This window comes from Streptomyces nidicola (assembly GCF_050106155.1).
Classification (GTDB): Bacteria; Actinomycetota; Actinomycetes; order Streptomycetales; family Streptomycetaceae; genus Streptomyces.
Genome location: NZ_JBNBPI010000001.1, coordinates 3,422,516 through 3,445,238 on the forward strand (window position 1 = coordinate 3,422,516; position 22,723 = coordinate 3,445,238).

20 protein-coding genes are annotated in these 22,723 nt (G+C 69.7%); 8 read left to right on the forward strand and 12 right to left on the reverse strand.

Going from position 1 to position 22,723, the window contains the following annotated elements; all coding sequences use genetic code 11:
• Positions 1-5 precede the first annotated feature (5 nt).
• A complete protein-coding gene (locus ACOKM3_RS15460) occupies positions 6-1,049 on the reverse strand; it encodes a YncE family protein (RefSeq protein WP_426900862.1) in 1,044 nt (347 codons plus the stop codon).
• 193 nt (positions 1,050-1,242) lie between these two features.
• On the opposite strand from ACOKM3_RS15460, the gene ACOKM3_RS15465 reads away from it, so the two are divergent.
• The 4 genes from ACOKM3_RS15465 (at position 1,243) to ACOKM3_RS15480 (ending at position 5,177) form a co-directional block, all read left to right on the forward strand.
• Positions 1,243-2,610 (forward strand): ABC transporter substrate-binding protein, encoded by a 1,368-nt coding sequence (locus ACOKM3_RS15465; protein ID WP_426900864.1) that lies wholly within the window; start codon positions 1,243-1,245, stop codon positions 2,608-2,610.
• Between the two features lie 91 nt (positions 2,611-2,701).
• Complete coding sequence (locus ACOKM3_RS15470; protein ID WP_426906801.1) at positions 2,702-3,508, forward strand: carbohydrate ABC transporter permease; 807 nt, start codon at positions 2,702-2,704, stop codon at positions 3,506-3,508.
• A gap of 24 nt (positions 3,509-3,532) precedes the next feature.
• Entirely contained in the window at positions 3,533-4,357 is an 825-nt protein-coding gene (locus ACOKM3_RS15475) for a carbohydrate ABC transporter permease (RefSeq protein WP_426900866.1), read from the forward strand.
• Positions 4,358-4,475: 118 nt separating this feature from the next.
• A complete protein-coding gene (locus tag ACOKM3_RS15480) occupies positions 4,476-5,177 on the forward strand; it encodes a helix-turn-helix domain-containing protein (RefSeq protein ID WP_426900868.1) in 702 nt (233 codons plus the stop codon).
• 16 nt (positions 5,178-5,193) lie between these two features.
• Here the strand turns inward: ACOKM3_RS15480 and ACOKM3_RS15485 are convergent, their stop codons facing one another.
• Positions 5,194-6,219, reverse strand: coding sequence for an ATP-dependent 6-phosphofructokinase (locus ACOKM3_RS15485; RefSeq protein ID WP_266714235.1), 1,026 nt, complete (start codon positions 6,217-6,219; stop codon positions 5,194-5,196).
• 318 nt (positions 6,220-6,537) lie between these two features.
• Between ACOKM3_RS15485 and pta the strand changes: the two genes are divergently transcribed.
• The 3 genes from pta to pyk all read left to right on the forward strand — a co-directional run bounded on the left by pta (position 6,538) and on the right by pyk (position 11,365).
• Positions 6,538-8,613, forward strand: coding sequence for a phosphate acetyltransferase (pta, locus tag ACOKM3_RS15490; protein WP_426900870.1), 2,076 nt, complete (start codon positions 6,538-6,540; stop codon positions 8,611-8,613).
• Positions 8,614-8,645: 32 nt separating this feature from the next.
• Positions 8,646-9,860, forward strand: coding sequence for an acetate kinase (locus tag ACOKM3_RS15495; protein WP_426900872.1), 1,215 nt, complete (start codon positions 8,646-8,648; stop codon positions 9,858-9,860).
• A gap of 74 nt (positions 9,861-9,934) precedes the next feature.
• Positions 9,935-11,365 carry a pyruvate kinase gene (gene pyk, locus ACOKM3_RS15500; RefSeq protein WP_328632369.1) on the forward strand — a complete coding sequence of 477 codons (1,431 nt, stop codon included), beginning with the start codon at positions 9,935-9,937 and terminating at the stop codon, positions 11,363-11,365.
• A 112-nt stretch (positions 11,366-11,477) separates the two neighbouring features.
• Here the strand turns inward: pyk and ACOKM3_RS15505 are convergent, their stop codons facing one another.
• The 4 genes from ACOKM3_RS15505 to ACOKM3_RS15520 all read right to left on the reverse strand — a co-directional run bounded on the left by ACOKM3_RS15505 (position 11,478) and on the right by ACOKM3_RS15520 (position 15,709).
• The gene (locus tag ACOKM3_RS15505; RefSeq protein WP_426900874.1) at positions 11,478-12,644 is read right to left on the reverse strand and encodes a hypothetical protein; all 1,167 of its coding nucleotides are present in this window, start codon (positions 12,642-12,644) and stop codon (positions 11,478-11,480) included.
• Positions 12,645-12,750: 106 nt separating this feature from the next.
• Positions 12,751-13,317, reverse strand: coding sequence for a DUF6114 domain-containing protein (locus ACOKM3_RS15510; RefSeq protein ID WP_426900876.1), 567 nt, complete (start codon positions 13,315-13,317; stop codon positions 12,751-12,753).
• A gap of 156 nt (positions 13,318-13,473) precedes the next feature.
• Positions 13,474-14,091, reverse strand: coding sequence for a DUF6230 family protein (locus tag ACOKM3_RS15515; RefSeq protein WP_385762631.1), 618 nt, complete (start codon positions 14,089-14,091; stop codon positions 13,474-13,476).
• A 646-nt stretch (positions 14,092-14,737) separates the two neighbouring features.
• Positions 14,738-15,709, reverse strand: a complete 972-nt coding sequence (locus ACOKM3_RS15520) for a tetratricopeptide repeat protein (protein ID WP_426900878.1) — start codon at positions 15,707-15,709, stop codon at positions 14,738-14,740.
• Positions 15,710-16,043: 334 nt separating this feature from the next.
• On the opposite strand from ACOKM3_RS15520, the gene ACOKM3_RS15525 reads away from it, so the two are divergent.
• Entirely contained in the window at positions 16,044-16,706 is a 663-nt protein-coding gene (locus ACOKM3_RS15525) for a TetR/AcrR family transcriptional regulator (protein ID WP_426900880.1), read from the forward strand.
• Between the two features lie 19 nt (positions 16,707-16,725).
• Here ACOKM3_RS15525 and ACOKM3_RS15530 read toward each other — a convergent pair whose 3' ends face one another.
• The 6 genes from ACOKM3_RS15530 to ACOKM3_RS15555 form a co-directional block, all read right to left on the reverse strand.
• A complete protein-coding gene (locus ACOKM3_RS15530; RefSeq protein ID WP_426900882.1) occupies positions 16,726-17,817 on the reverse strand; it encodes an alpha/beta fold hydrolase in 1,092 nt (363 codons plus the stop codon).
• Between the two features lie 388 nt (positions 17,818-18,205).
• Positions 18,206-19,906: an acyl-CoA mutase large subunit family protein gene (locus ACOKM3_RS15535; RefSeq protein ID WP_426900884.1), complete on the reverse strand. Its 1,701-nt coding sequence runs from the start codon at positions 19,904-19,906 to the stop codon at positions 18,206-18,208.
• An 87-nt stretch (positions 19,907-19,993) separates the two neighbouring features.
• Positions 19,994-21,067: an acyl-CoA dehydrogenase family protein gene (locus ACOKM3_RS15540; protein WP_426900886.1), complete on the reverse strand. Its 1,074-nt coding sequence runs from the start codon at positions 21,065-21,067 to the stop codon at positions 19,994-19,996.
• 68 nt (positions 21,068-21,135) lie between these two features.
• Positions 21,136-21,681 carry a TetR/AcrR family transcriptional regulator gene (locus tag ACOKM3_RS15545; protein WP_426900888.1) on the reverse strand — a complete coding sequence of 182 codons (546 nt, stop codon included), beginning with the start codon at positions 21,679-21,681 and terminating at the stop codon, positions 21,136-21,138.
• Between the two features lie 10 nt (positions 21,682-21,691).
• Positions 21,692-22,273, reverse strand: a complete 582-nt coding sequence (locus ACOKM3_RS15550) for a sugar O-acetyltransferase (RefSeq protein ID WP_426900890.1) — start codon at positions 22,271-22,273, stop codon at positions 21,692-21,694.
• A gap of 107 nt (positions 22,274-22,380) precedes the next feature.
• Positions 22,381-22,719: a DUF3817 domain-containing protein gene (locus ACOKM3_RS15555; protein WP_426900892.1), complete on the reverse strand. Its 339-nt coding sequence runs from the start codon at positions 22,717-22,719 to the stop codon at positions 22,381-22,383.
• Positions 22,720-22,723: the final 4 nt, after the last annotated feature.

Below are 22,723 nucleotides of genomic sequence, written 5' to 3' on the forward strand. Positions count from 1 at the left end.
GAGAGCTAGCGGACGCGGAAGCGCGTCAGCGTGTCCTCGCCCGCAGGACCCGTACCCGACTTGTCCACCACGTACGCCGTGCCGCGCGCGATCTCGACGTGGTTGGGGTTGGCGCCCGTGCTCACCGTTTTGACGACGGAGCCCTTGCGCGGGTCGACGACGGTGGCGGTCGCGTCGGTGCGGTTGACGGCGACGACCTTGCCGGAGCGGTCGTCGGCGGCCACGGACAGCGTGCCCGCGCCCGTCGGCACCGACTTGGTGACCAGCCCCTTGTCCAGGTCGACGACGGAGACGGTGCCCGCGGTGTTGTCGGCGGTGTAGGCGGTGCGGCCGTTCTTCGAGAGGGCCACGGAGAGGGGTCCGTCGCCGGCCGGGATGAGCCGCGGCTTCGTGGATTTCCGCGTGACCTCGATCAGCTGGTCGTTGGTCATGTCGGCGGCGTAGACCGTGCCCGTGCGCTCGTTCACGGCGAGGCCGGTCGGGCCCGCGCCCTCGACGGTGACGCGCTTCTTCTCGGCGAACGTACGGCTGTCGAAGCCCACGACGCTGCCGTCGCCGAAGCCGCTCGCCCACACGGTGTCGCGCTTCTCGTCCACCACGACCTCGCGGGCGTGGGCGACATTCGGGAGCGTGGCGAGGTGGGCGCCGTTCTTCTGGCTGTAGACGGCGACCGTGTTGTCGCGGGTGTTGGTGACCCACACGGTGTTGTGCTCGTCGTCGACCGCGATGCCGTAGACCGCCTCGACGGCGCCGGTGGCGGCGTCGGTGACCGGCGGCGTGTACGTCGCCTCGACCTTGAGCGTGACCGGGTCGAGCTTGGTCAGCGCGGAGGTGGTCACCGGTGGACGGCCCACCGCGGACGTGGTCCACAGAGCGTGGTTCCGCTCCGAGTACGCCGACTGGTAGAGGCCTTTGGTGACGGGGGCGGAGGCGGAGGCGGATTCCGCGGCGTGGGTGTCGGCGTGCGCGGCGGGGGCCGTCGCGGCGCCCGCGACGAGGGCCACGGCGACGGCCGCGGAACGGCGGATCCTGGGCGTGATTCGAGGCATGCTGCGTCAATCTCCTTCACGGACGGGGCGTTGCGACGCCACCCGAAGATTAACTTAGCTTAGCCTTACCTAAGTAGCGAATCCGGAACTCGCTCCCTCGCAGACCCATTGACCCTGATCGGCACCGCCCTTACGTTCACGGGCAGCCCCGCGAGGCAACGAAGCCCGCGATGCTCCGTAGGAGGTCGTGCCCGTGCGCCCCACCGCCCCGCTCCTCACCGCCACCGTCCTCCTGGCCGCCGCCACGCTCACCGCGTGCGGCGGCGGCTCCGGAAGCGACTCGGACACCATCAAGGTGTCCTTCAAGCAGTCCACGGACAACAAGGTCAAGGTCATGGACGACTACCTGGCCGCGATGAAGAAGAAGTTCGAGAAGGCGAACCCCGGCAAGAAGGTGGAGTTCGTCCCGATCAAGGCGCCGGACGCGGAGTACTACACCAAGCTCCAGCAGATGCTGCGCTCCCCCAGGACGGCCCCCGACCTCGTCTACGAGGACACCTTCCTCATCAACTCCGACATCGCCAGCGGCTACCTGAAGCCCCTCGACTCCTACCTGGGGAAGTGGTCGGACTGGGGCCAGTTCATCGACACGGCGAAGACCGCGGCGAAGGCCCGGGACGGGAAGACGTACGGCGTCCCGGACGGCACCGACACCCGCGGCCTCTGGTACGACAAGGCGATCCTGAAGAAGGCCGGCATCGAGCTGCCCTGGCAGCCGAAGAACTGGGACGAGGTCCTGGACGCCGCCCGCACCATCAAGCGGAAGGTCCCCGGCGTCACCCCGCTGAACGTCTACACCGGAAAGCCGGCCGGTGAGGCCTCGACGATGCAGGGCTTCCAGATGCTCCTGTACGGGACCGGGGCGGGGACCGCGGACCCGCTCTACGACAAGGCCTCGGGCAAGTGGGTCACGGGCTCGAAGGCGTTCAAGGACAGCCTGAGGTTCGTGGAGACGGTCTCCAAGGAGAAGCTCGGCCCCGACGTCTCCGACTCCCTCGACCCGAACTTCCCCACGCAGGTGCGCGGCGAGCTGCTCCCCGAGGGCAAGCTCGGCATCAACCTCGACGGCTCCTGGCTGCCGCAGGACTGGATCAAGGGCAGCGGGCACGAGTGGCCCGAGTGGTCGCAGAAGCTCGGTCTCGCCCACATGCCGACGCAAGAAGGCCAGGCGCCCGGCAAGGTCTCCATGTCCGGCGGCTGGACCTGGGCGATCCCGGCCAAGTCCGCCAACCCCGACCTGGCCTTCGACTTCATCAAGACGATGCAGACCAAGGAGAACGCGAAGCGCTGGTACATCGCCAACTCCGGCATCGCGGTCCGCAAGGACGTGGCCGAGGACCCCGCGTACGTGAAGGCGCAGCCCGGCATCAAGTTCTTCACGGACCTCGTGGCGAGCACCCACTACCGCCCGGCCTACCCCGCGTACCCGAAGGTCTCCACGGCGATCCAGGAGGCGATGGAGTCGGTGACGACCGGGGACGCCTCGGTCGACAAGGCGGCATCGACGTACGACGAGCAGGTGAAGACGGCGTCGGACGGGAAGGTTGTCAAGAAGCCTTAGCCGTACGGGAGTTCAGGGAGAGGGCCGCGCCACAGTGAACCGTCGCAGAACCGCCTTCCGGCTCGTACCGATCGCCCCGGCGACCGTCCTCATGGCCCTCTTCCTCGCGGGCCCGATCGCGTACTGCGCCTATATCGCCTTCACGGATCTCCAGCTGACCGGGCAGGCGGAGTCGTCCTTCGTCGGCTTCGACAACTTCACGGCGGCGTTCAAGGACCCCGCGTTCCTGAACGCCGTCTGGCTGACGCTCGTCTTCACGCTCCTGTCGTCGATCGTCGGCCAGAACACGCTGGGGCTCGCGCTCGCGGCTCTGATGCAGCGCGCGTCGAAGCCGGTCAGGACGGTCACCGGGGCGGTCGTGGTGACGGCGTGGGTGCTGCCGGAGGTCGTCGCCGGCTTCTTGATGTACGCCTTCTTCCGCCGCGAGGGCACCCTCAACGCGATCCTCGACTGGCTCCAACTGCCGCACCAGAACTGGCTGTTCACGCTTCCCATCCTGGCCGTGTCGTTCGCGAACGTGTGGCGCGGCACCGCCTTCTCGATGCTCGTGTACTCGGCGGCGCTCGCCGAGATCCCCACGGAGGTCACCGAGTCCGCCCAGGTGGACGGCGCGAACGCCTGGCAGCGGCTGTGGCACATCACGCTGCCGATGATCCGCCGCTCCATCGGCACGAACCTGATGCTGAACACGCTGCAGACGCTGTCGGTCTTCGGCCTGATCTGGGTGATGACCCGCGGCGGGCCCGGCAACGACAGCCAGACCCTGCCCCTGTTCATGTACGAGCAGGCCTTCCAGAAGAGCATGATCGGCTACGGCACCGCGGTCGCCCTGCTGCTGCTCGTGGTCGGCTCCCTGTTCTCGCTGGTCTACATGCGTCTGCTGCGTACGGAGGACTGAGTGAAGACCCGTATCCGTAGACGGATGAGGACCCGTGTCCGTAGACGACTCTCGGCGGACGCGGCGCTGCTCCTCGTCGCACTCACCTTCATTCTGCCGCTCGCCTGGGTCGTCCTGTCGTCGGTCGACGCGGACGCGAATCTGCGGGTGAAGTGGCCCTCGCAGCTGACGTTCGGCAATTTCGACGACGTCCTGAAGCCCGACGTCACCTTCACCCCGCTGCTCAACTCGCTGATCCTGTGCGGCGGCGCGACGGCCCTCACCGTCGGCTGCGCCGCGCTGGCCGCGTATCCGCTCTCGCGCTACCGCTCGCGCCTGAACAACCCGTTCCTCACGACGACGCTGTTCGCGACCTGCCTGCCGATCACGGCGGTCATGGTCCCGGTCTACGCGCTGTTCGTCCAGGTGAACCTGATCGACACCATGGCGGGCACGATCTACTTCTTCGCCGCCTCCCAACTCCCGTTCGCCGTATGGCTGATGAAGAACTTCATGGACGGTGTGCCGAAGGAGCTGGAGGAGGCGGCCTGGACGGACGGCGCGAACACCTTCCAGGGGCTCGTGCGGATCGTGCTGCCGCTGATGGGGCCCGGCGTCGCCGTCGTCACCGTCTACTCGTTCGCGATGATGTGGGGGAACTTCTTCGTCCCGTTCATGCTGCTGCTCTCCCCCGACCAGATGCCGGCCTCGGTCAGCATCAACGACTTCTTCGGCAACCGGGGCACCGTCGTGTACGGGCAGCTCGCCGCGTTCTCCATCATCTACTCGACGCCCGTGGTGCTGCTGTACGTCCTGGTGTCGCGGCGCTTCGGCGGCGGTTTCGCGCTGGGCGGCGCGGTGAAGGGGTGACCCGTCTCGTCCATGTGCATGAGGCGGACGGGCCACAAGTTCCGTCAACAGGTACCAAGTTGTCACGCGGGACGCACAGACCGTAGCCAAACGCCCCGTGACCCCCTACTTTGTGCCCGTGCAGCCCCACGCCACGCCCAACCAGCCGACACCACCTTTCAACGCCCCCGCCGCCCGGCGCCTGCGAGAAGCGCTCGGGATGGCGCCGGGGCACGTCGCGTACGGCATGCGCGCCTCGTACGGGATCGCCCACATCACGCCGGAGATCGTCATCGCCTGGGAACGCGGCGAGGGCGCCCCGACGTCAGGTGAACTCACCGCGCTCGCCGGGGCGTTGTGGTGCTCACCGAGCGAACTCATCGGTGTGCCCCGGACCTTGCGCGAGCACCGGCTCGCGCTGGGGCTCGCCCCCGAGGACGTGGCCCGCTCCGTGGGCCTGGAGATCCACTCGTATCTGCGGATGGAGGAGACCGGCGACTGGCAGGGCAACGACCGGCAGTCGACGGCGCTCGCCGAGGCGCTGCGGCTCACCCCGCGCGCGCTCGCGACCGTGACCGGGCGGGACGCGCACCTCGCGGAGCTGCTGCGGGACGCCGCGCGGACGCGCTGGCAGGGGTCGGTGCGGCCGATCTCCCGGCTCGTGCCGGTGCAGCGCCGCGAGCTGGAGGACGTACTGCACGAGATGCACCTGGAGTACCAGGCGCTGATGGCCGCCACGCTGAGCTGGGGCGGCGGCACGTCCTCCGGGTCGGGGGACGCGGGGCGGCAGTTCCTGGAGCGGATCCTGGACGAGTTCTGGTCCAGGATCCGGCATCCGTAAGGGCTGTGCCGCGGACCTAGAAGACCGACTCCGCCTCGTCCATCCGGTCCTTCGGGACCGTCTTCAGCTCGGTGACCGCCTCGGCGAGCGGCACCATCGCGATGTCGGTGCCGTACAGCGCCGTCATCTTGCCGAACTCGCCGCGGTGCACGGCCTCCATGGCGTGCCAGCCGAACCGGGTGGCGAGCACGCGGTCGTACGCGGTGGGGGTGCCGCCGCGCTGCACGTGGCCGAGGATGACCGGGCGGGCCTCCTTGCCGAGGCGGCTCTCCAGCTCGTAGGAGAGCGCGGTGCCGATGCCCTGGAAGCGCTCGTGGCCGAACTGGTCGATCGCGCCCGTGCCGTAGTCCATGGTGCCCTCGGCGGGGTGAGCGCCCTCGGCGACACAGATGACGGCGAACTTCTTGCCGTTCGCGAACCGCTGCTCGACCATCTTGACCAGGTCGGCCGGGTCGAAGGGCCGCTCGGGCAGGCAGATGCCGTGGGCGCCGCCGGCCATGCCGGACTCCAGGGCGATCCAGCCCGCGTGCCGGCCCATGACCTCGACGACCATGACGCGCTGGTGCGACTCGGCGGTCGTCTTGAGCCGGTCGATCGCCTCGGTGGCGACGCCGACGGCGGTGTCGAAGCCGAAGGTGCGGTCGGTGGAGGAGATGTCGTTGTCGATCGTCTTCGGTACGCCGACGACCGGCAGGCCCGCGTCGGACAGCATCCGGGCCGCCGTGAGCGTGCCCTCGCCGCCGATCGGGATGAGGGCGTCGAAGCCGATCTCCTCAGCGAGCTGCTTGGCGTTCTCGCAGGCTGCCCGGAACCGGTCGCGCTCCAGGCGGGAGGAGCCGAGAATGGTGCCGCCACGGGCGAGGATGCCGCTGACCGCGTTCAGATCGAGCGGGCGGTAGCGCCCGTCGAGCAGCCCCGCGTAGCCGTCCTCGAAACCGAGCACCTCGTCGCCGTAGTGCGTGACGGCTCGGTGCACGACCGACCGGATCACGGCGTTCAGGCCAGGGCAGTCGCCGCCTGCGGTGAGAACTCCGATACGCATCGTGCTGTGTCTCCTGCTCGCTACTGGTACGTCGGTGAGCGATGTCGATTGTTCCACGCTCTCGGAGGGGACGCGCTCGCGCTCGACTGTGCAGGGAGCTTCGACAGGGGTTCGATGGGCACTTGGACCCAGGGGAAAAGGCCTTCTGTCCGGCGGGCGACCTAGCCACCGCCAGAGGTATTGTCAAGGGGGCACGGCTTTCATTGCGCGCCTTTTTTTGAACCGAAAGAGACCGAATCGACCCGGATGAGCCGGGTTCGATCGACCGTACAAGTCGGGTTCGACCGAGAAGAACCACGAGGGAAACGGAGAGCACGCGTGACGCGCAGCGTGTACGTGACCGGGATCGATCGCGGCGACGGCCGCCAGGTCGTGGAGCTGGGGGTCATGGAGCTCCTGACCCGTCAGGTCGACCGGGTGGGGGTCTTCAGGCCGCTCGTCCACGACGGCCCCGACCGGCTCTTCGACCTGCTGCGCTCCCGATACCGGCTGTCGCAGGACCCGGCGACGGTGTACGGCCTCGACTACCACGAGGCCTCCGCGATCCAGGCCGAGCAGGGCACGGACGAGCTGGTCTCGCGCCTGGTCGACCGCTTCCACCAGGTGGCCCGCGACTTCGACGTCGTGCTCGTGCTCGGCACCGACTTCGCCGACACCCAGCTCCCGGACGAGCTGGCGCTCAACGCCCGCCTCGCCAACGAGTTCGGCGCCTCCGTGATCCCGGTCGTCGGCGGCAAGAAGCAGACCGAGGAATCGGTCCGCGCCGAGGCCCGCAACGCCTACCGCGCCTACGACGGCCTGGGCTGCGACGTCCTCGCGATGGTCGTCAACCGCGTGGCTCCGGCGGACCGGGACGAGGTGAACGAGCGGCTCGCGGGGCGGCTGCCGGTGCCCTGCTACGTGCTGCCCGACGAGCCCGCGCTCGCCGCGCCGACCGTCGCCCAGATCACCCACGCGCTGGGCGGCAAGGTGCTGCTCGGCGACGACTCGGGGCTGGCCCGCGACGCCCTCGACTTCGTCTTCGGCGGCGCCATGCTGCCGAACTTCCTCAACGCCCTGACCCCCGGCTGCATGGTCGTCACGCCCGGCGACCGCGCGGACCTGGTCGTCGGCGCGCTCGCCGCGCACAGTGCGGGGACCCCGCCGATCGCGGGCGTGATCCTGACCCTCAACGAGCGGCCCGGCGAGGCGATCCTCAAGCTCGCCGAGCGCCTCGCGCCCGGCACCCCGGTCATCGCGGTGGCCGGCGGCTCCTTCCCCACGGCGGCCGAACTCTTCGCCATGGAAGGCAAGTTGAACGCGGCGACGCCGCGCAAGGCGGAGACCGCCCTCGGCGTCTTCGAGAAGTACGTCGACACGGCCGGCCTGCTGAAGACCATCCAGGCGCCGTCCTCCGACCGCCTGACGCCGATGATGTTCGAGCACAAGCTCCTGGAGCAGGCCCGCTCGGACAAGCGCCGCGTCGTGCTGCCCGAGGGCACCGAGGAGCGTGTGCTGCGCGCCGCCGATGTACTCCTGCGCCGCGGCGTCTGCGACCTCACGCTGCTCGGCCCGGTCGAGCAGATCCGCAAGAAGGCCGCCGACCTCGGCGTCGACCTCGCCGACAGCGACATCATCGACCCGCAGACCTCGGCGCTGCGGGAACGGTTCGCCGACGCGTACGCGGCGCTGCGCGCCCACAAGGGCGTCACCCCGGAGCTGGCCCACGACGTGGTCGCCGACGTGAACTACTTCGGCACGCTGATGGTCCAGGAGGGCCTCGCCGACGGCATGGTGTCGGGCTCCGTGCACTCCACGGCCGCCACGATCCGGCCCGCCTTCGAGATCATCAAGACCAAGCCGGACGCCGCGATCGTCTCCTCGGTCTTCTTCATGTGCCTGGCCGACAAGGTCCTCGTCTACGGCGACTGCGCCGTGAACCCGGACCCGAACGCCCAGCAGCTCGCCGACATCGCCACGCAGTCGGCCGGCACCGCCGCCCGGTTCGGCGTCGAGCCGCGGATCGCGATGCTGTCGTACTCCACCGGCACCTCGGGCTCCGGCGCCGACGTCGACAAGGTCCGCGAGGCCACGGAGATCGTCAAGGCGGCCCGCCCCGACCTGAAGATCGAGGGGCCGATCCAGTACGACGCCGCGGTCGAGCCGACCGTCGCGGCCACCAAGCTGCCCGACTCCGAGGTCGCGGGCCAGGCCAGCGTGCTGATCTTCCCGGACCTCAACACCGGCAACAACACGTACAAGGCCGTGCAGCGCTCGGCCGGCGCGATCGCCGTAGGACCGGTCCTCCAGGGCCTGCGCAAGCCGGTCAACGACCTGTCCCGCGGCGCGCTCGTGCAGGACATCGTCAACACGGTCGTCATCACGGCGATCCAGGCCCAGACGCCCGCCAACTGAACTCCCCCCCACCACCACCGAAAGCAGTACCCGTGACAGCGACTCGCATCCTCGTCCTCAACTCCGGCTCCTCGTCGGTGAAGTACCAGCTCCTGGACATGGCGGATCACTCCCGTCTCGCCGTCGGCCTGGTCGAGCGGATCGGTGAGGAGACCTCCCGCCTGAAGCACACGCCGCTCACCGGCGGCGGCGAGAGCCGTGAGCAGAACCGGCCGATCGCCGACCACGAGGAGGCGCTCAAGGCGGTCGCCGCGGAGCTGACCGAGGACGGGCTCGGCCTGGACTCCCCCGAGCTGGCCGCGATCGGCCACCGCGTGGTGCACGGCGGCAAGCTGTTCACGCAGCCGACCGTGATCGACGACGCGGTGCTCAAGGAGGTGGAGCGGCTGATCCCGGTGGCGCCGCTGCACAACCCGGCGAACCTGACCGGCATCCGCACCGCCCAGGCGCTCCGCCCCGACCTGCCGCAGGTCGCCGTCTTCGACACGGCGTTCCACACGACGATGCCGGAGTCGGCCTCGCGCTACGCGATCGACGTGAAGACGGCCGACGAGCACCGCGTCCAGCGCTACGGCTTCCACGGCACCTCGCACGCGTACGTCTCCCGCAAGACGGCCGCGCTCCTCGGCAAGCAGCCCGAGGACGTCAACGTCATCGTGCTGCACCTGGGCAACGGCGCCTCCGCGTCGGCGGTCCGCGGCGGGCGGTGCGTGGAGACATCGATGGGTCTCACCCCGCTTGAGGGGCTCGTGATGGGTACGCGTTCGGGAGATGTCGACCCGGCCGTCATCTTCCATCTGATGCGCGTTGCCAAGATGTCGGCGGACGAGATCGACGACCTGCTCAACAAGAAGTCCGGCCTGATCGGGCTGTGCGGGGACAATGACATGCGGGAGATCCGCCGCCGCATCGACGAGGGCGACGAGGAGGCGAAGCTCGCCTTCGACATCTACGTGCACCGCCTGAAGAAGTACATCGGCTCGTACTACGCGGTGCTCGGCCGGGTGGACGCGATCGCGTTCACGGCCGGGGTCGGCGAGAACGCGGCGCCGGTGCGCGAGGCTGCGGTGGCGGGCCTCGAGGAGCTGGGCCTCGCGGTCGACGGAGAGCTCAATTCCGTACGTTCCGACGAACCGCGGCTCATCTCCCCCGAATACGCCCGTGTGGCCGTCGCAGTGGTGCCGACCGACGAGGAGCTGGAGATCGCGCAGCAGACCTACGCCCTGGTACAGAACCGCAACGACTGAGCGCCCACCCGCCCATTTGTAGATTCCACCAGACGGAATATTCCGTAGCGAAACAAACCGATAGGATCGCCCCCATGCGCCGTTCCAAAATCGTCTGCACGCTGGGCCCCGCCGTCGACTCCGAAGAGCAGCTCGTCTCGCTGATCGAGGCCGGCATGAATGTGGCCCGATTCAACTTCAGCCACGGCACCCACGCCGAGCACCAGGGTCGCTACGACCGTGTTCGCGCCGCCGCCAAGAAGACGGGCCGCGCCGTGGGTGTGCTCGCCGACCTCCAGGGCCCGAAGATCCGCCTGGAGACCTTCGCCGAGGGCCCCGTCGAGCTGGTGCGCGGTGACGAGTTCACCATCACCACCGAGGACGTGCCCGGGGACAAGTCGATCTGCGGCACGACCTACAAGGGTCTGCCCGGCGACGTCTCCAAGGGCGACCAGGTCCTGATCAATGACGGCAACGTCGAGCTGCGCGTCGTCGAGGTCGACGGCCCGCGCGTGAAGACGGTCGTCATCGAGGGCGGTGTCATCTCCGACCACAAGGGCATCAACCTGCCCGGCGCGGCGGTGAACGTCCCGGCCCTGTCCGAGAAGGACATCGAGGACCTGCGCTTCGCCCTGAAGATGGGCTGCGACATGGTCGCCCTGTCCTTCGTGCGCGACGCCAACGACGTCAAGGACGTCCACAAGATCATGGACGAGGAGGGCCGCCGGGTCCCCGTCGGCGCCAAGGTCGAGAAGCCGCAGGCCGTCGCCAACATGGAGGGCGTCGTCGCGGCCTTCGACTGGATCATGGTGGCCCGTGGTGACCTCGCCGTCGAGTACCCGCTCGAGAAGGTCCCGATGGTGCAGAAGCGCCTCGTGGAGATGTGCCGCCGCAACGCCAAGCCGGTGATCGTCGCGACCCAGATGATGGAGTCGATGATCACCAACTCGCGCCCCACGCGCGCCGAGGCCTCCGACGTCGCGAACGCGATCCTGGACGGTGCCGACGCGGTCATGCTGTCGGCCGAGTCCTCGGTCGGCGCCTACCCGATCGAGACCGTCAAGACGATGTCGAAGATCGTCACGGCGGCCGAGGAGGAGCTGCTCTCCAAGGGCCTGCAGCCGCTCGTGCCCGGCAAGAAGCCGCGTACGCAGGGTGGTTCGGTGGCCCGTGCCGCGTGCGAGATCGCGGACTTCCTGGGCGGCGAGGCGCTGGTCGCCTTCACCAAGTCCGGTGACACGGCCCGCCGGCTCTCCCGCTACCGCGCGGCCCAGCCGATCCTCGCGTTCACCACGGACGACGAGACCCGCAACCAGCTCTCGCTGAGCTGGGGCGTCGAGGCGCACGTCGTCCCGCACGTGGACTCCACGGACGCGATGGTCGACCTCGTCGACGCCGAGCTGGTGAAGCTCAACCGCTTCAACGACGGCGACACCGTGGTCATGACGGCCGGCTCGCCCCCCGGCGTCCCCGGCACCACCAACATGGTCCGGGTGCACCACCTGGGCGGCGGCGAGCGCGACTGACGCGCCGCCGCACCGCCTTCGGCCACCGGCCCGAGCGCATGACGAAGGGCGCCCCCCTTGAGGGGGGCGCCCTTCGTCATGTGCGGCTCCCGAACGGGCCTTGGGACTACGGTCAGCTGTCCTCGACCGTGGTGTGCAGACCGGGCACGTGCAGGGTCCCGCCGAACTGCGAGGCCTGCGTGACCTTGACGTTCGTGAAGAACAGGGTCGGCAGGTTGAGCGGCGGCGGGTTCTTGGCGTTGAACGTCAGCGGAACGAGCCCGAACAGATTGCCCGACAGCTCCTCCGTGTACATCGTCGTCTGCCCGTCACGGATGGTGGACGTGGAGCCCTTGTCCGAACGGATGTGGAAGAACTTCCCGTCCGGGCCCGGGGCGATCTGGTGCAGATCACCGATGTCCGTGCCCTTGGAGATGATGTACTTCATGACGCGCTTGGTCGACCCGTCGGCCATCCGGACGTCCACCAGGCCCTTGTAGTCCGCGCCCTTGAGCAGGAGCGAACTGGCCTCCAGCTTCCAGGTCTTGTCCGGAAGCTGGGCCGGGGTGTCCTCGTCGGCGCCCGACGCGTCCGTGGCCGCGGGACAGTTGTCCGGCACATCGCCGGAGCCCTGCGGGTTGCCCACGTTCTTGGTCGCGTCCTTGGCCGCGTCCCCCACCTTGTCGGTCGTGTCCTTGACCTTGTCGGTGGTGTCCTTGACCGTGTCGCCGAGCTTGTCGGTGGTGTCCTTGACCGACCCGGTCGTGTCCTTGACCGTGTCGCCCACCTTGTCGGTGGTGCCACCGAGCAGGCCGCCGGAGGATTCCGACGCCGACGGCGAAGGAGTCGCGCTCTCGGACTCCTTGTCGTCGGGCGTGAACGCCTTCTTCAGGGCGTCGCCGACACCCAGCGGGTCCAGCGGGTTCTTGGTCTCCGAAGCCGAGGGCGACGGCGTGGCCGAATCCCCGGTGGACTTGTCGTCGGAGTCCGTGGACCCGGAGGCGGACGGCGAAGGAGTCGGGGTCGCCTTCTCCTTCTTCTCCTCGGAGCCGTCCTTCGAGGCCGAGGCGGACGGCGTCGGGGTCGGCTTCGCCGACTCCTTGGCCTTGTCCTTGGCGTCCTTGGCCTCGTCGGACCCGTCGTCCTTGTTCGCGTCGATGGCGTCGGCGCACGCCTTGTAGTCATCGACCGAGAACTTCGTCGGGTTGTCCTTCGCCGACGCGAGCGTCGGCGTCAGACCAAGTCCCATGAGCACGGCCGTGGGCATGGCCGCGATCGCCACCGCCTTGCCCGCAGGCATGTGGATCTTGGTGAAGAGATGCTTCTTTGGTGCCGCATGCCGCCGCGCCGCATGCCGCGGCCCGGTTCTCGCACGGGGCTCCGCGGAGCCCTCGTGGTGCACCTCGTCAGCCGGCACGGTGCCTCCCGTTCGTCCCGTTGTTCGGGCTCGTCCCTGACACGTCGTCGTTTACGCCCGCGACCTGATAGGTGGCTCCCGCAACCGGCGGCACGACCGGTGCCGTGTCCGGGGAGGACGTGGCCTGGTCACCGCCCTTCCCGGCCGAGTCGTCCTGCCGCTCCGCGGGTGCCCAGGAAATACCGAGGCCGCCACCGACGAGGGCGAGCAGGAAACCGATGACGAAGCCGCCGAAGTTCGAAACCACGAGGGAGACCAGGGCGAGAAGAATCGCCGCGACACCCGCGAACACACGGGAGTGCGGCTGGAACCACATCGTCAGGCCGAGCACGACCAGCAAGATGCCGATGATGAGCGAACCGGCACCGGCCGTGGTCGCCATCTTGATCGTCATATTGCCGATCGCGAGGTTCGCGTACGGGAAGTACATGATCGGGAGGCCGCCGAGGATTGACAGCAGACCGCCCCAGAACGGGCGCTGACCGCGCCACCCTCGGAACGATTGGCGCATCTGACCAAGCTTGGGGCCCAGTCCTGCGTGCGCTTCGGCGCTCATGTCGTACAGCTCCTCGGGAAAGGCGTTGATCTGTGGTGATGGTGGCTGTCCGGAAACGGGCACGGGGACGACCCCACGTCACTGCGAGTGCCCCCGCGCCCGGCCGTTCAGCACATCAAGTGCCAAGACCCCGGCCCGTACACGGGCCCTGTGGGCCTAGTAGCACTCGTGCTTGCCCTTCTGGACCTTCATCTTGAGGCCGGAGAGCTTGAAGGTGCCGGCCGTCGTGGCCCACGCACGCTGCTGGACGTTCTCGAAGTGCACCGAGTCGGCCTGCTGGGCGAACGCGTTGGGGTCGGCCTTGTCGCCCTGGTGGATACCGGGGCCCTTCTTGGCGTCACCCGCCGCCACACCGATGTCGATGTTCTTGAAGGTCGCATCGGCCTTCAGGTCATCGGCGTCGATGTAGAGGGTCTTGGCCTCGACCGGGGCGCTCTTGTCCGCACCGGCCGACAGCTTCATCGACACATCGCCGAAGACCGGGACGGGGACAACAACCGACTGGCACAGGTTGTTGATCGTCGCGGTCTTCATGCCGACGACGGCGACCGGGTGGTTACCCGTCTTGCCGGAGTCGACCGCGCCGTACTGGACAAAGCCCTTGCCGTCGAGGGAGTCCGCCGTCACCTTGAACGACTGACCCGACACACTGAACGATGCCGCGAGCGCACCCTGGGACAGGGCCACGCCTATCGCGGCAGTCGCCGCGACGCTCGGCACCATGACTACGGCGAACCGCTTCCATCTGGTTCCGCCACGAGTCACGGACTTCATGACTGTTCCTCCTTCTCGGACGTACATCTCCGGCCCTGACTGCCCCTAGAGGCGGCTCAGCCGGGCAGGGATGGGAGAAGTGCTACGTCCTCGGGAAGGAGAGCGCCCGCATCGGAAGTGCTTGGTCTGCACCGCACCTTGATCACCGGCGATCACCCCCGAGCGACAACCACTGGTCGCACCTGAGCCATCACGCGCAACCTGCCGGACAGGCTCAACCGGATGGCTGAGACCCCCCTGTCCTTGGACCGCCGGCGCTCCCCTTGGTTCGCCGTCGACCACCCGGTGGGGACCCAAAAACCCCGCCGCACGATTGGCTGTCGGACGGTGGGGAGAGGACCGAGCGTGCCCGATCGTGGTGCATTCGAGGCGCTGACACAAGGGGGTTCGTTACTCGCGGGTAACGGACGGATAACCGAACGCGGACGGAGCGAGTCCGAACAGCAACTCAGGGTGCAGTCAACGCAGTTGTTATACAGGTTGAATACGGGACGGAACCGGACAGAAGATCGGGTCCGACTTACTCCAAGTAACAGCGGCCGCGATTACCAAGTTTTGGTAAAACGCGGCCGCTGTGCGCCTCCGGCGACAGAACTTTCACTCCGGCATCACAAGCCGCAGTGTTTAACAACTGGTCACTGACGACTCAGAAGAGAACTCGGGCCAGAGCCGTACGCGCGGTCGTCACGCGCGGGTCGTCGGCCCCCACGACCTCGAACAGTTCGAGCAGTCGTACACGCGCCGCGTCCCGGTCCTCGCCGGCCGAGCGCCCCACCGTCTCGACGAGCCGCCCGAAGGCGTCCTCGACATGACCGCCGACCAGGTCCAGGTCGGCCGCCGCGATCTGCGCCCGCACATCGGCGGGCTTCTCCGCGGCGTCCCTGCGGACCTGCTGGGGGTCGAGCCCCTGCACGCGCTGGAGGAGCTGCGCCTGGCCGAGGCCGAGCTTGGCCTCGGTGTTGCCCGGGTCATCGGACAGGACGTTCTTGTACGCCTGCACGGCGCCGTCGAGGTCGCCTGCGTCCAGGGCCTGCACGGCCGCTTCGAGGAGGGCGTCGTAGGGGCCCGCGGGGGCCTCCTCCACGACCGGCGCCTGACCCTCCGCTTCCGGGTCGACCGTGATGCCGGTGAGCCCGAAGCGCTCCTCGGCGACCTGGATCAACTGGTCGAGCGTGCCGCGGATCTGCTCCTCGGGGGCGGCCCCCTGGAAGAGGGGCAGAGCCTGCCCGGCGACGACGGCGAAGACAGCCGGGATCCCCTGGACCCCGAACTGCTGCATCAGCATCTGGTTGGCGTCTACGTCGATCTTGGCGAGCACGAAGCGGCCGCTGTACTCGGCGGCGAGCCGCTCGAGCAGCGGGCTGAGCTGCTTGCAGGGCTCGCACCACTCGGCCCAGAAGTCGATGACGACGGGCACCTCGGCGGAGCGCTGCAGAACGGCGCTCTCGAAGTCCGCCTCATTGACGTCGATGACGAGGCTCGAAGGGGACACGGCCCCGCCCCCGCCGTTCCTGGCCGCTTCGGCGCGCGCCTGCTCCGCCTTCGCCTTGGCCTCCTGGGCCGCCTTCACCGCGGCGAGATCGACGACTCCGCTCATGGACATGTTCCGTGGCTGCATGCGTACAGTCTCCCCCTTCCGCGGACAGTTGTGGGCCGGGTCCTGCCCCGTGCACCTCCCGCCGGAATGCGAGACGCATCTGGAGGCACGGAGCGGACTCGGCCTGGTGTGCTTTCGGCACCGGGTCCCCACCCGGCGCCTTGTGGTTGCCGCTCGTCCGGACCGCCCCGGGGTGCAGATCCGAGGCGCTCGTACGGGTTCGAGCTTTCGCAGCTTTCGCTACGACTCGTAGCGTAACTGCCATGGGTGGGACGCGGGAACCGGGCCCCGGCGATCAACCGGTGATCTGCCTCACGCGATCTTTCGGCCGTACCCGCCGGTATGGTCGACGACCATGCAGAGCCGCACGCCGTCTCCCTCGTCCCCTTCGTCCCGCCCCTCTCCCCCCTCCAACGTCCGGACAGGGCGTCCGCGTTCCGCAGCGGCGGACGAGGCGATTCTGGAGGCGACCCGGGCGGCGCTCGTGGAGCTCGGCTGGACGAAGCTGACGCTCGGGGACGTGGCCACGCGCGCGGGTGTCGCGAAGACGACGCTGTACCGCCGCTGGCCGGGCAAGAGCGAGCTCGTCGTGGACGCGGTCGCGGTCCTCTTCGACGAGCTGGAACTGCCGGACCGGGGCTCGCTCGCCGCCGATGTGGAGGGCGTGGTGCGGCAGTTCGCGGCGATCCTGGACCGGCCCGAGACGAAGACGGCGCTGATGGCCGTGGTCGCCGAGTCCACCCGCGACGCCCCGCTGCGGGACCGGATCCGTACGTCGATCGTCGACCGCCAGAAGCGGCTCGTACTGGAGGGGCGGGCGCGGGCCGAGCGCCGCGGCGAACTCCCGCCGGCCCCCGACCCGGCCGCCGCCGCGGCCACGGCGGATCTCATCTACGACGTGGCGGCGGGGGCGGTCGTGCACCGCACGCTGGTGAGCGCGGAGCCGGCCGACGCGGAGTGGGTGAGGCGGTTCACGGCCCTGCTCCTGGGAGGGCTCGCGGCCGCCGCGACCGATTAGTGCTGTGTACGCGTGGGTGCTACTTGTTCCAGGCGCAGCTGCCCAGCGTGGCGCGCTTCTTGGCGACCAGGGCGTCCGCCTCACCCGCCGGCAGCGCGCGCGTCCGCTTGTCGTGGCAGACCACCGTGCGGTCGGCGCGGCCGGCCAGGTCGACCAGGATCTGGTCCCAGTGGCGGTACTGGACGTCGTGCCCGGTGTCGGCGTACGTACGGGTCTTCACGGGCGCCGTGTCGGGCAGGTTGTCGCGCCAGGCCTTGAGCGTGCTCGCGGGCACGGTCGTGTCCTTGTCGCCGTGGTACAGGAACACCGGCGCCTTCAGCTTCGCCAGGTCGGGGCCCGGACGGTCGCAGTACAGCCGCTGCTCGTGCACCTGCGGCGCCGGATCGGCCTGCTGGCCGCGCTGGTTGTAGGTCCGCGCGCCCTCCTCGTACGCGGTGTCGGCGAAGCCGGGGATCGACTTGACCGGGCTGTCGTCGGGGAAGGCCCACCACTTGCGCGGGTCCTTGATCTCGTCCTTGACGGCGGCCGCCATCTGGTCGTCCGTCAGGGCGCAGGAGGCGGACTTCTCGCCGTACGGCGGGAGGGCGGCGGCGAGGTGCAGGGCGCTGATCCGCTCGGGGGCCGTGGCGGCGATCTCGGCGGCGTACGGGCCGCCGCCGGATATCGCGATCACCTTGAACTTCTTGACGCCGAGCTTGTCGAGGACCTCCAGGGCGTCCTTGGCGTAGTCGGCCTTGCCGAGCTTCGGGTCGTAGTCGGTGTCGCCGAAGCCGTTGCGCTCGACCGTGATCATGCGAAGGCCCAGGTTCGCTCTGGTGGTGCGCATGAAGTCGGTCATGTGGACGGCGCGGGCGCTGGTGCCGGTGCCGCCGATGTAGAGCACGGGGGTGCCGTCGGCCGGGCCGGAGTCCGTGTAGTGCGCGGTGCGGCCGGAGGACAGGTCGGCGGCGCGCACGTCCGCGCCGAGCGAGTCGAAGCTGTTCTGCACCTTCGGCTCGGCGGGCGGGCTCGCGCTCACCGCGCCGGTGCCGCCGATGGCGATGCCGCCGAGGAGGGCGGCGGTGGCGATGCCGACGGTGGTGGTCGTGGTGCGGTTGAGCGCGAGGCGCACGGGGGCTCCTGGGGTTGGCGGGCACTTGGCGTGTCCGCGCCTACCCCAAGATCACGTGGTGACACCTGTCACCGGCCCGGGCCCCCGCCTTACGCCACGGGGCTCCACCCCGGACCCCGCTCCTCAAACGCCGGCGGGGCTGGAAAAGATCGGGGCTCCGCCCCGCACCCCGCGACTCTCGTCCCAGAGCGGGGCTTAAATTTACCCACCCACCGCGGGGCGGGCCATGAGATGCCGCCCCGCGCCTTGGGCAATCTGCCGCCTTGGGCGGCAGGGTGGGCAAGGCGGCGCCCCGGTGCAGGTCGCACATCACGGAGGCGCCGACCCCGGCCGAGCAAGCGGACCCCGGTGCCGCGCAACAGCACGCAGGGGCCCGTCCCGGCCCGCCTCAGAACCCCGGCGGCTCCGTGTACACGCCCCACTCGTCCCGCAACACCCCACAGATCTCGCCGAGCGTCGCCTCGGCCCTCGCCGCGTCCAGCATCGGGCCGATCATGTTGGAGCCGTCCCGCGCCGAGGCCAGCATCCGCTCGAGCGCCGCCCGCACCGCCCCGTCGTCCCGCCCCGCCTTCCGGTCGCCGAGCACCCGCACCTGATCCCGCTCGACCTCATGGCTGACCCGCAGGATCTCCAGGTCACCCGTGACGGAACCCTCCGCCACATTCACCCCGACGACCCTCTTGTCGCCCTTCTCCAGGGACTGCTGGTACCGGAACGCCGACTCCGCGATCTCTCCCGTGAACCAGCCGTCCTCGATCCCGCGCAGGATCCCGGACGTGATCGGCCCGATCGGGTGCTGTCCGTCCGGGTGCGCCCGCAGCCCCCGTTCCCTGATCTGCTCGAAGATCTTCTCGGCGTCCGCCTCGATCCGGTCCGTGAGCTGCTCCACGTACCAGGAACCACCCAGCGGGTCGGCCACGTTGCCGACACCCGTCTCCTCCATCAGCACCTGCTGCGTCCGCAGCGCGATCTCCGCCGCCTGCTCGCTCGGCAGCGCGAGGGTCTCGTCCAGCGCGTTCGTGTGCAGGGAGTTGGTGCCGCCGAGGACCGCCGCCAGCGCCTCCACCGCCGTACGGACGACGTTGTTGTACGGCTGCTGCGCCGTCAGCGAAACACCCGCCGTCTGCGTGTGGAAGCGCAGCCACTGCGCCTTCTCGCTCCGCGCCCCGTACACGTCCCGCATCCAACGGGCCCAAATCCGCCGCGCCGCCCGGAACTTGGCGATCTCCTCGAAGAAGTCCACGTGCGCGTCGAAGAAGAAACTCAGGCCCGGGGCGAACACGTCCACGTCCAGGCCGCGGCTCAACCCCAGCTCCACGTAACCGAATCCGTCGGCCAGCGTGTACGCAAGCTCCTGCGCGGCCGTCGAGCCCGCCTCGCGGATGTGGTAACCGGAGACCGAGAGCGGCTTGTACGCGGGGATGGACTCCGCGCAGTGCTCCATCAGGTCGCCGATCAGGCGCAGATGCGGCTCGGGCTGGAAGAGCCACTCCTTCTGCGCGATGTACTCCTTGAAGATGTCGGTCTGGAGGGTGCCGTTCAACACCCCCGGGTCCACCCCTTGCCGCTCCGCCGCCACCAAGTACATGCAGAAGACGGGCACGGCCGGGCCGCTGATCGTCATCGACGTCGTGACGTCACCGAGCGGGATGTCCTTGAACAGGACCTCCATGTCGGCCGCCGAGTCGATGGCGACCCCGCAGTGCCCGACCTCGCCGAGCGAACGCGGGTCGTCGGAGTCCCGCCCCATCAACGTAGGCATGTCGAAGGCGACCGAGAGCCCGCCGCCGCCGTTGCGGAGGATCATCTTGTAGCGCTCGTTGGTCTGCTCGGCGTTGCCGAACCCCGCGAACTGGCGGATGGTCCACGTGCGCCCCCGGTACCCGGTCGGGTACAGGCCGCGCGTGAACGGGTACTCGCCCGGCCACCCGATCCGCTCGAAGCCCTCGTACGTGTCACCGGGCCGCGGCCCGTAGGCCGGCTCGACCGGGTCCCCGGAGAGCGTGGTGAAGTCCGCGTCACGCTTGCGGGCCTTGTCGTAACGGGCCTGCCAGCGGCGGCGGCCTTCCTCGATCGCGTCAGCGTCCATGCTTCAAATTTACTTGGACGTCCTACTAAATGTCGATGGCCCACGGCGGCCGATCGCCGGAAAACCGGGCGGACCCACCGGGCGGACTCAGCCCCGCAGCGCCGCCAGATGCGCCGCCCGCACCTCCGCCGTCTGCCCCTGCACCACCAGGAACAGCCCTTCGCGGGCGAGCCGCTGGGCCGGTGCCGACAGGGCGAACGCCCGCCCGCCCCCGGCCACGATCGCCGCCGTCGTCGCCGCCCGCATCAGGTCGTACGCGCGCGTCTTCACCGCGAGCCGGTCCTCCAGCCGCTCCCCCGCCGGAACCTCGTCCACCAGCGCGTACGCGTCCCTGCGCGCGCCGTCGAGGCCCTCGCGCAGCACGCCCGCCGTCTCCTTGGCCTCCGCGTCGCCTGACGCGTCGAGCAGGTCGAGGGCGGCGCGGGCGACACCGAAGACGGCCGGATTGGTGTTGGTGTTCTTCGGCCGGTCGGCGCGCGCCCACTCCTCGTACGGCTGTCGTACGACGATGTCCTCCTCGGCGACCGTGAGCCCGTCCAGCACCAGGCCGACGGTGCGGGTGCCGGTGAGCGCGGCGAGCCGGAGCGGGCCGGTGGGAGTGAGGCCGGGCTGCTCGCGCGGCCGCGCCACCGCGAAGACGACCTCACCCTCCTCGGTCGCGCCGCCGAGCAGGAACACGTCGTTCAGGCCCCAGCCCGTGTACCAGGGCACCCGCCCGTCGAAGCGCACCCCGCCGCCCGCCAGCGGCGTCGCCCGCACCGGCAGCTTCGGGTACGCCCGCAGGTGCGAGAAGGCGATGCCCGCGAGCGCGGTGCCCTCGGCCAGCGGGCGCAGCCACCGCTCGCGGGCCGCCTCGGCACCCGCGACCAGGTCCCGTACCGGCGAGTGGTGCTGCGCCTGCACGAAGAACGTCGAGCAGCACGCGCCCGCCAGGATCTCCGCGACCTCCCGCCCGACGGCGGCCGGCGCCCCCGAACCCCCGTACGCGACAGGCGCGTTGACGCCGAGCACGCCCGAGGCCTTGACCGCGGCGATCGCCTCGGGCGTGACCCCGGTGCGGTCGTGGGCCTCGGCGGCGGGCGCGAGGACGTCGTCGGCGAGCCGCCGGGCGGCGGCCACCAGCGGGTGGTCCTCAAGGCGGGGTGCGGTGGCGGCGGTCATGCGGGTGCTCCTCGGGGCCGTACGTGCCTGTGGGGACACGGTGTCAGGTCCGTGCCCCCACAGGCGGTCTATCCGGCCGTGAGGCGCCGCACCGCCTCACCGGTCAGTTCGCGGGTGTACGGCTCGGGCCCGCCCAGGGCCCGGTGCAGGGCGAGCCCCTCGATGAGGGCGTCCAGCTGACGCGTCGTCGCCGGGTCGAAGTGCCGCTCCAGCAACTGCCTGCTGCGCGCCATCCATGCCCGCGTCAGCTCCCGGTATTCCGGCCTGCGGGCGGCGATGGTGTAGAGCTCCTGCGTGAGGACCAGATCGCGTCTGGGACCTTCGGAGAGTACGTGGATCAGCTCCGTGACGGCCTCCCGCGCCTCGTCCGCGGTCCCCACGCCCGCCAGGTGCCGCTCGAAGACCGCCACGATGTGGTCGGCGAACCCGGTGAACGCCTCGCGCAACAGGTCGTCGATGCCGGCGAAGTGGTACGTCATCGAGCCGAGCGGCACCCCGGCCCGCGCCGCGATCTTCCGGTGCGAGACGCCCGCGACGCCCTCTTCGGCGATGTGGTCGAGCGTCGCGGCGAGAATCCGCTCACGGCGCTTCGGGTCCGCCTGTCCTGTGGCCATGCCGCGCGCCTCAGATGTCGCGGACGGGGCGGGCGGGGTTGCCGACCGCGACGACGTTCGCCGGTACGTCCTTGACGACCACGGCGCCCGCGCCGATCACGCTGTTGTCGCCGATGGTCACGCCCGGGCAGACGATGACGCCGCCGCCGAGCCAGACGTTGTCCCCGATGGTGATGGGCAGCGCGGCCTCCAGCTTGTCGCGCCGGGGGCCGGGCTCCACCGGGTGGGTGGGCGTGAGGAGTTGGACACCGGGACCGATCTGGCAGTCCTCGCCGATGGTGATGCGGGCGACGTCGAGGGCGGTCAGCCGGTAGTTGACGAAGGTGCGGGCGCCGATGGAGATGTTGCTGCCGTAGTCGACGTACAGCGGCGGCCGCAGCTCGACGCCCTCACCGACCGAGCCGAGCAGCTCCGCGAGCACCGGGGCCGCCTTGCCGGGCTCGTCGAGGAAGGCCTCCTCGTACCGGGCGGCGAGCCGCATGGCGCGCTGCTGGCGGGTGGCGATCTCCGGGTCGTCGGCGATGTAGAGGTCACCGGCGAGCATCCGTTCCAGGTTGCTGCGCGGGTCGTCGGCGAAGTGGTCCGTGGGCATGCGGACGAACGTACACCGAGGAGCGTACGAACGTACACTCCTGGTCGAGAAAACGCGCGCATCCGCTCCAGAGAGGGACGCGCGCGAAGTCCAGTGCCCGGCCGGGGCTACGCCTTGGCGAGCTTCGCTTCGTCGCCGGCGACCTTGCCCTCGAGCTCCGCGGAGATCTTGCGCTCCACGAAGAAGGCGGCGGTCGGGATGGTGCCCGCGATCAGCACCCACAGCTGCTTGCCGACCGGCCACTTCGCCTTGGAGCCGAGGTCGAAGGCGAAGACCAGGTACACGACGTACAGCCAGCCGTGGGCGATGGCGATGACGCGCGTGACGTCCGCGGCGCCGTCCATGCCGAACGCGTACTTGGCGATCATGCCGAGACACAGGAGGACCAGGAGCACACCGGTCACGTAGGCCATGGTGCGGTAGCGGGTCAGCACGCTTCGTTTCATGGAT

What these genes read in the sequence shown, in the direction of transcription:
- ACOKM3_RS15460 (WP_426900862.1), bottom strand. Translation starts at nt 1,049, where the DNA reads ATGCCTCGAATCACGCCCAGGATCCGCCGTTCCGCGGCCGTCGCCGTG.
- ACOKM3_RS15470 (WP_426906801.1), top strand. Translation starts at nt 2,702, where the DNA reads ATGGCCCTCTTCCTCGCGGGCCCGATCGCGTACTGCGCCTATATCGCC.
- ACOKM3_RS15475 (WP_426900866.1), top strand. Translation starts at nt 3,533, where the DNA reads ATGAGGACCCGTGTCCGTAGACGACTCTCGGCGGACGCGGCGCTGCTC.
- ACOKM3_RS15485 (WP_266714235.1), bottom strand. Translation starts at nt 6,219, where the DNA reads ATGCGTATCGGAGTTCTCACCGCAGGCGGCGACTGCCCTGGCCTGAAC.
- pyk (WP_328632369.1), top strand. Translation starts at nt 9,935, where the DNA reads ATGCGCCGTTCCAAAATCGTCTGCACGCTGGGCCCCGCCGTCGACTCC.
- ACOKM3_RS15505 (WP_426900874.1), bottom strand. Translation starts at nt 12,644, where the DNA reads ATGCCTGCGGGCAAGGCGGTGGCGATCGCGGCCATGCCCACGGCCGTG.
- ACOKM3_RS15510 (WP_426900876.1), bottom strand. Translation starts at nt 13,317, where the DNA reads ATGAGCGCCGAAGCGCACGCAGGACTGGGCCCCAAGCTTGGTCAGATG.
- ACOKM3_RS15515 (WP_385762631.1), bottom strand. Translation starts at nt 14,091, where the DNA reads ATGAAGTCCGTGACTCGTGGCGGAACCAGATGGAAGCGGTTCGCCGTA.
- ACOKM3_RS15520 (WP_426900878.1), bottom strand. Translation starts at nt 15,709, where the DNA reads ATGCAGCCACGGAACATGTCCATGAGCGGAGTCGTCGATCTCGCCGCG.
- ACOKM3_RS15525 (WP_426900880.1), top strand. Translation starts at nt 16,044, where the DNA reads ATGCAGAGCCGCACGCCGTCTCCCTCGTCCCCTTCGTCCCGCCCCTCT.
- ACOKM3_RS15535 (WP_426900884.1), bottom strand. Translation starts at nt 19,906, where the DNA reads ATGGACGCTGACGCGATCGAGGAAGGCCGCCGCCGCTGGCAGGCCCGT.
- ACOKM3_RS15540 (WP_426900886.1), bottom strand. Translation starts at nt 21,067, where the DNA reads ATGACCGCCGCCACCGCACCCCGCCTTGAGGACCACCCGCTGGTGGCC.
- ACOKM3_RS15545 (WP_426900888.1), bottom strand. Translation starts at nt 21,681, where the DNA reads ATGGCCACAGGACAGGCGGACCCGAAGCGCCGTGAGCGGATTCTCGCC.
- ACOKM3_RS15550 (WP_426900890.1), bottom strand. Translation starts at nt 22,273, where the DNA reads ATGCCCACGGACCACTTCGCCGACGACCCGCGCAGCAACCTGGAACGG.
- ACOKM3_RS15555 (WP_426900892.1), bottom strand. Translation starts at nt 22,719, where the DNA reads ATGAAACGAAGCGTGCTGACCCGCTACCGCACCATGGCCTACGTGACC.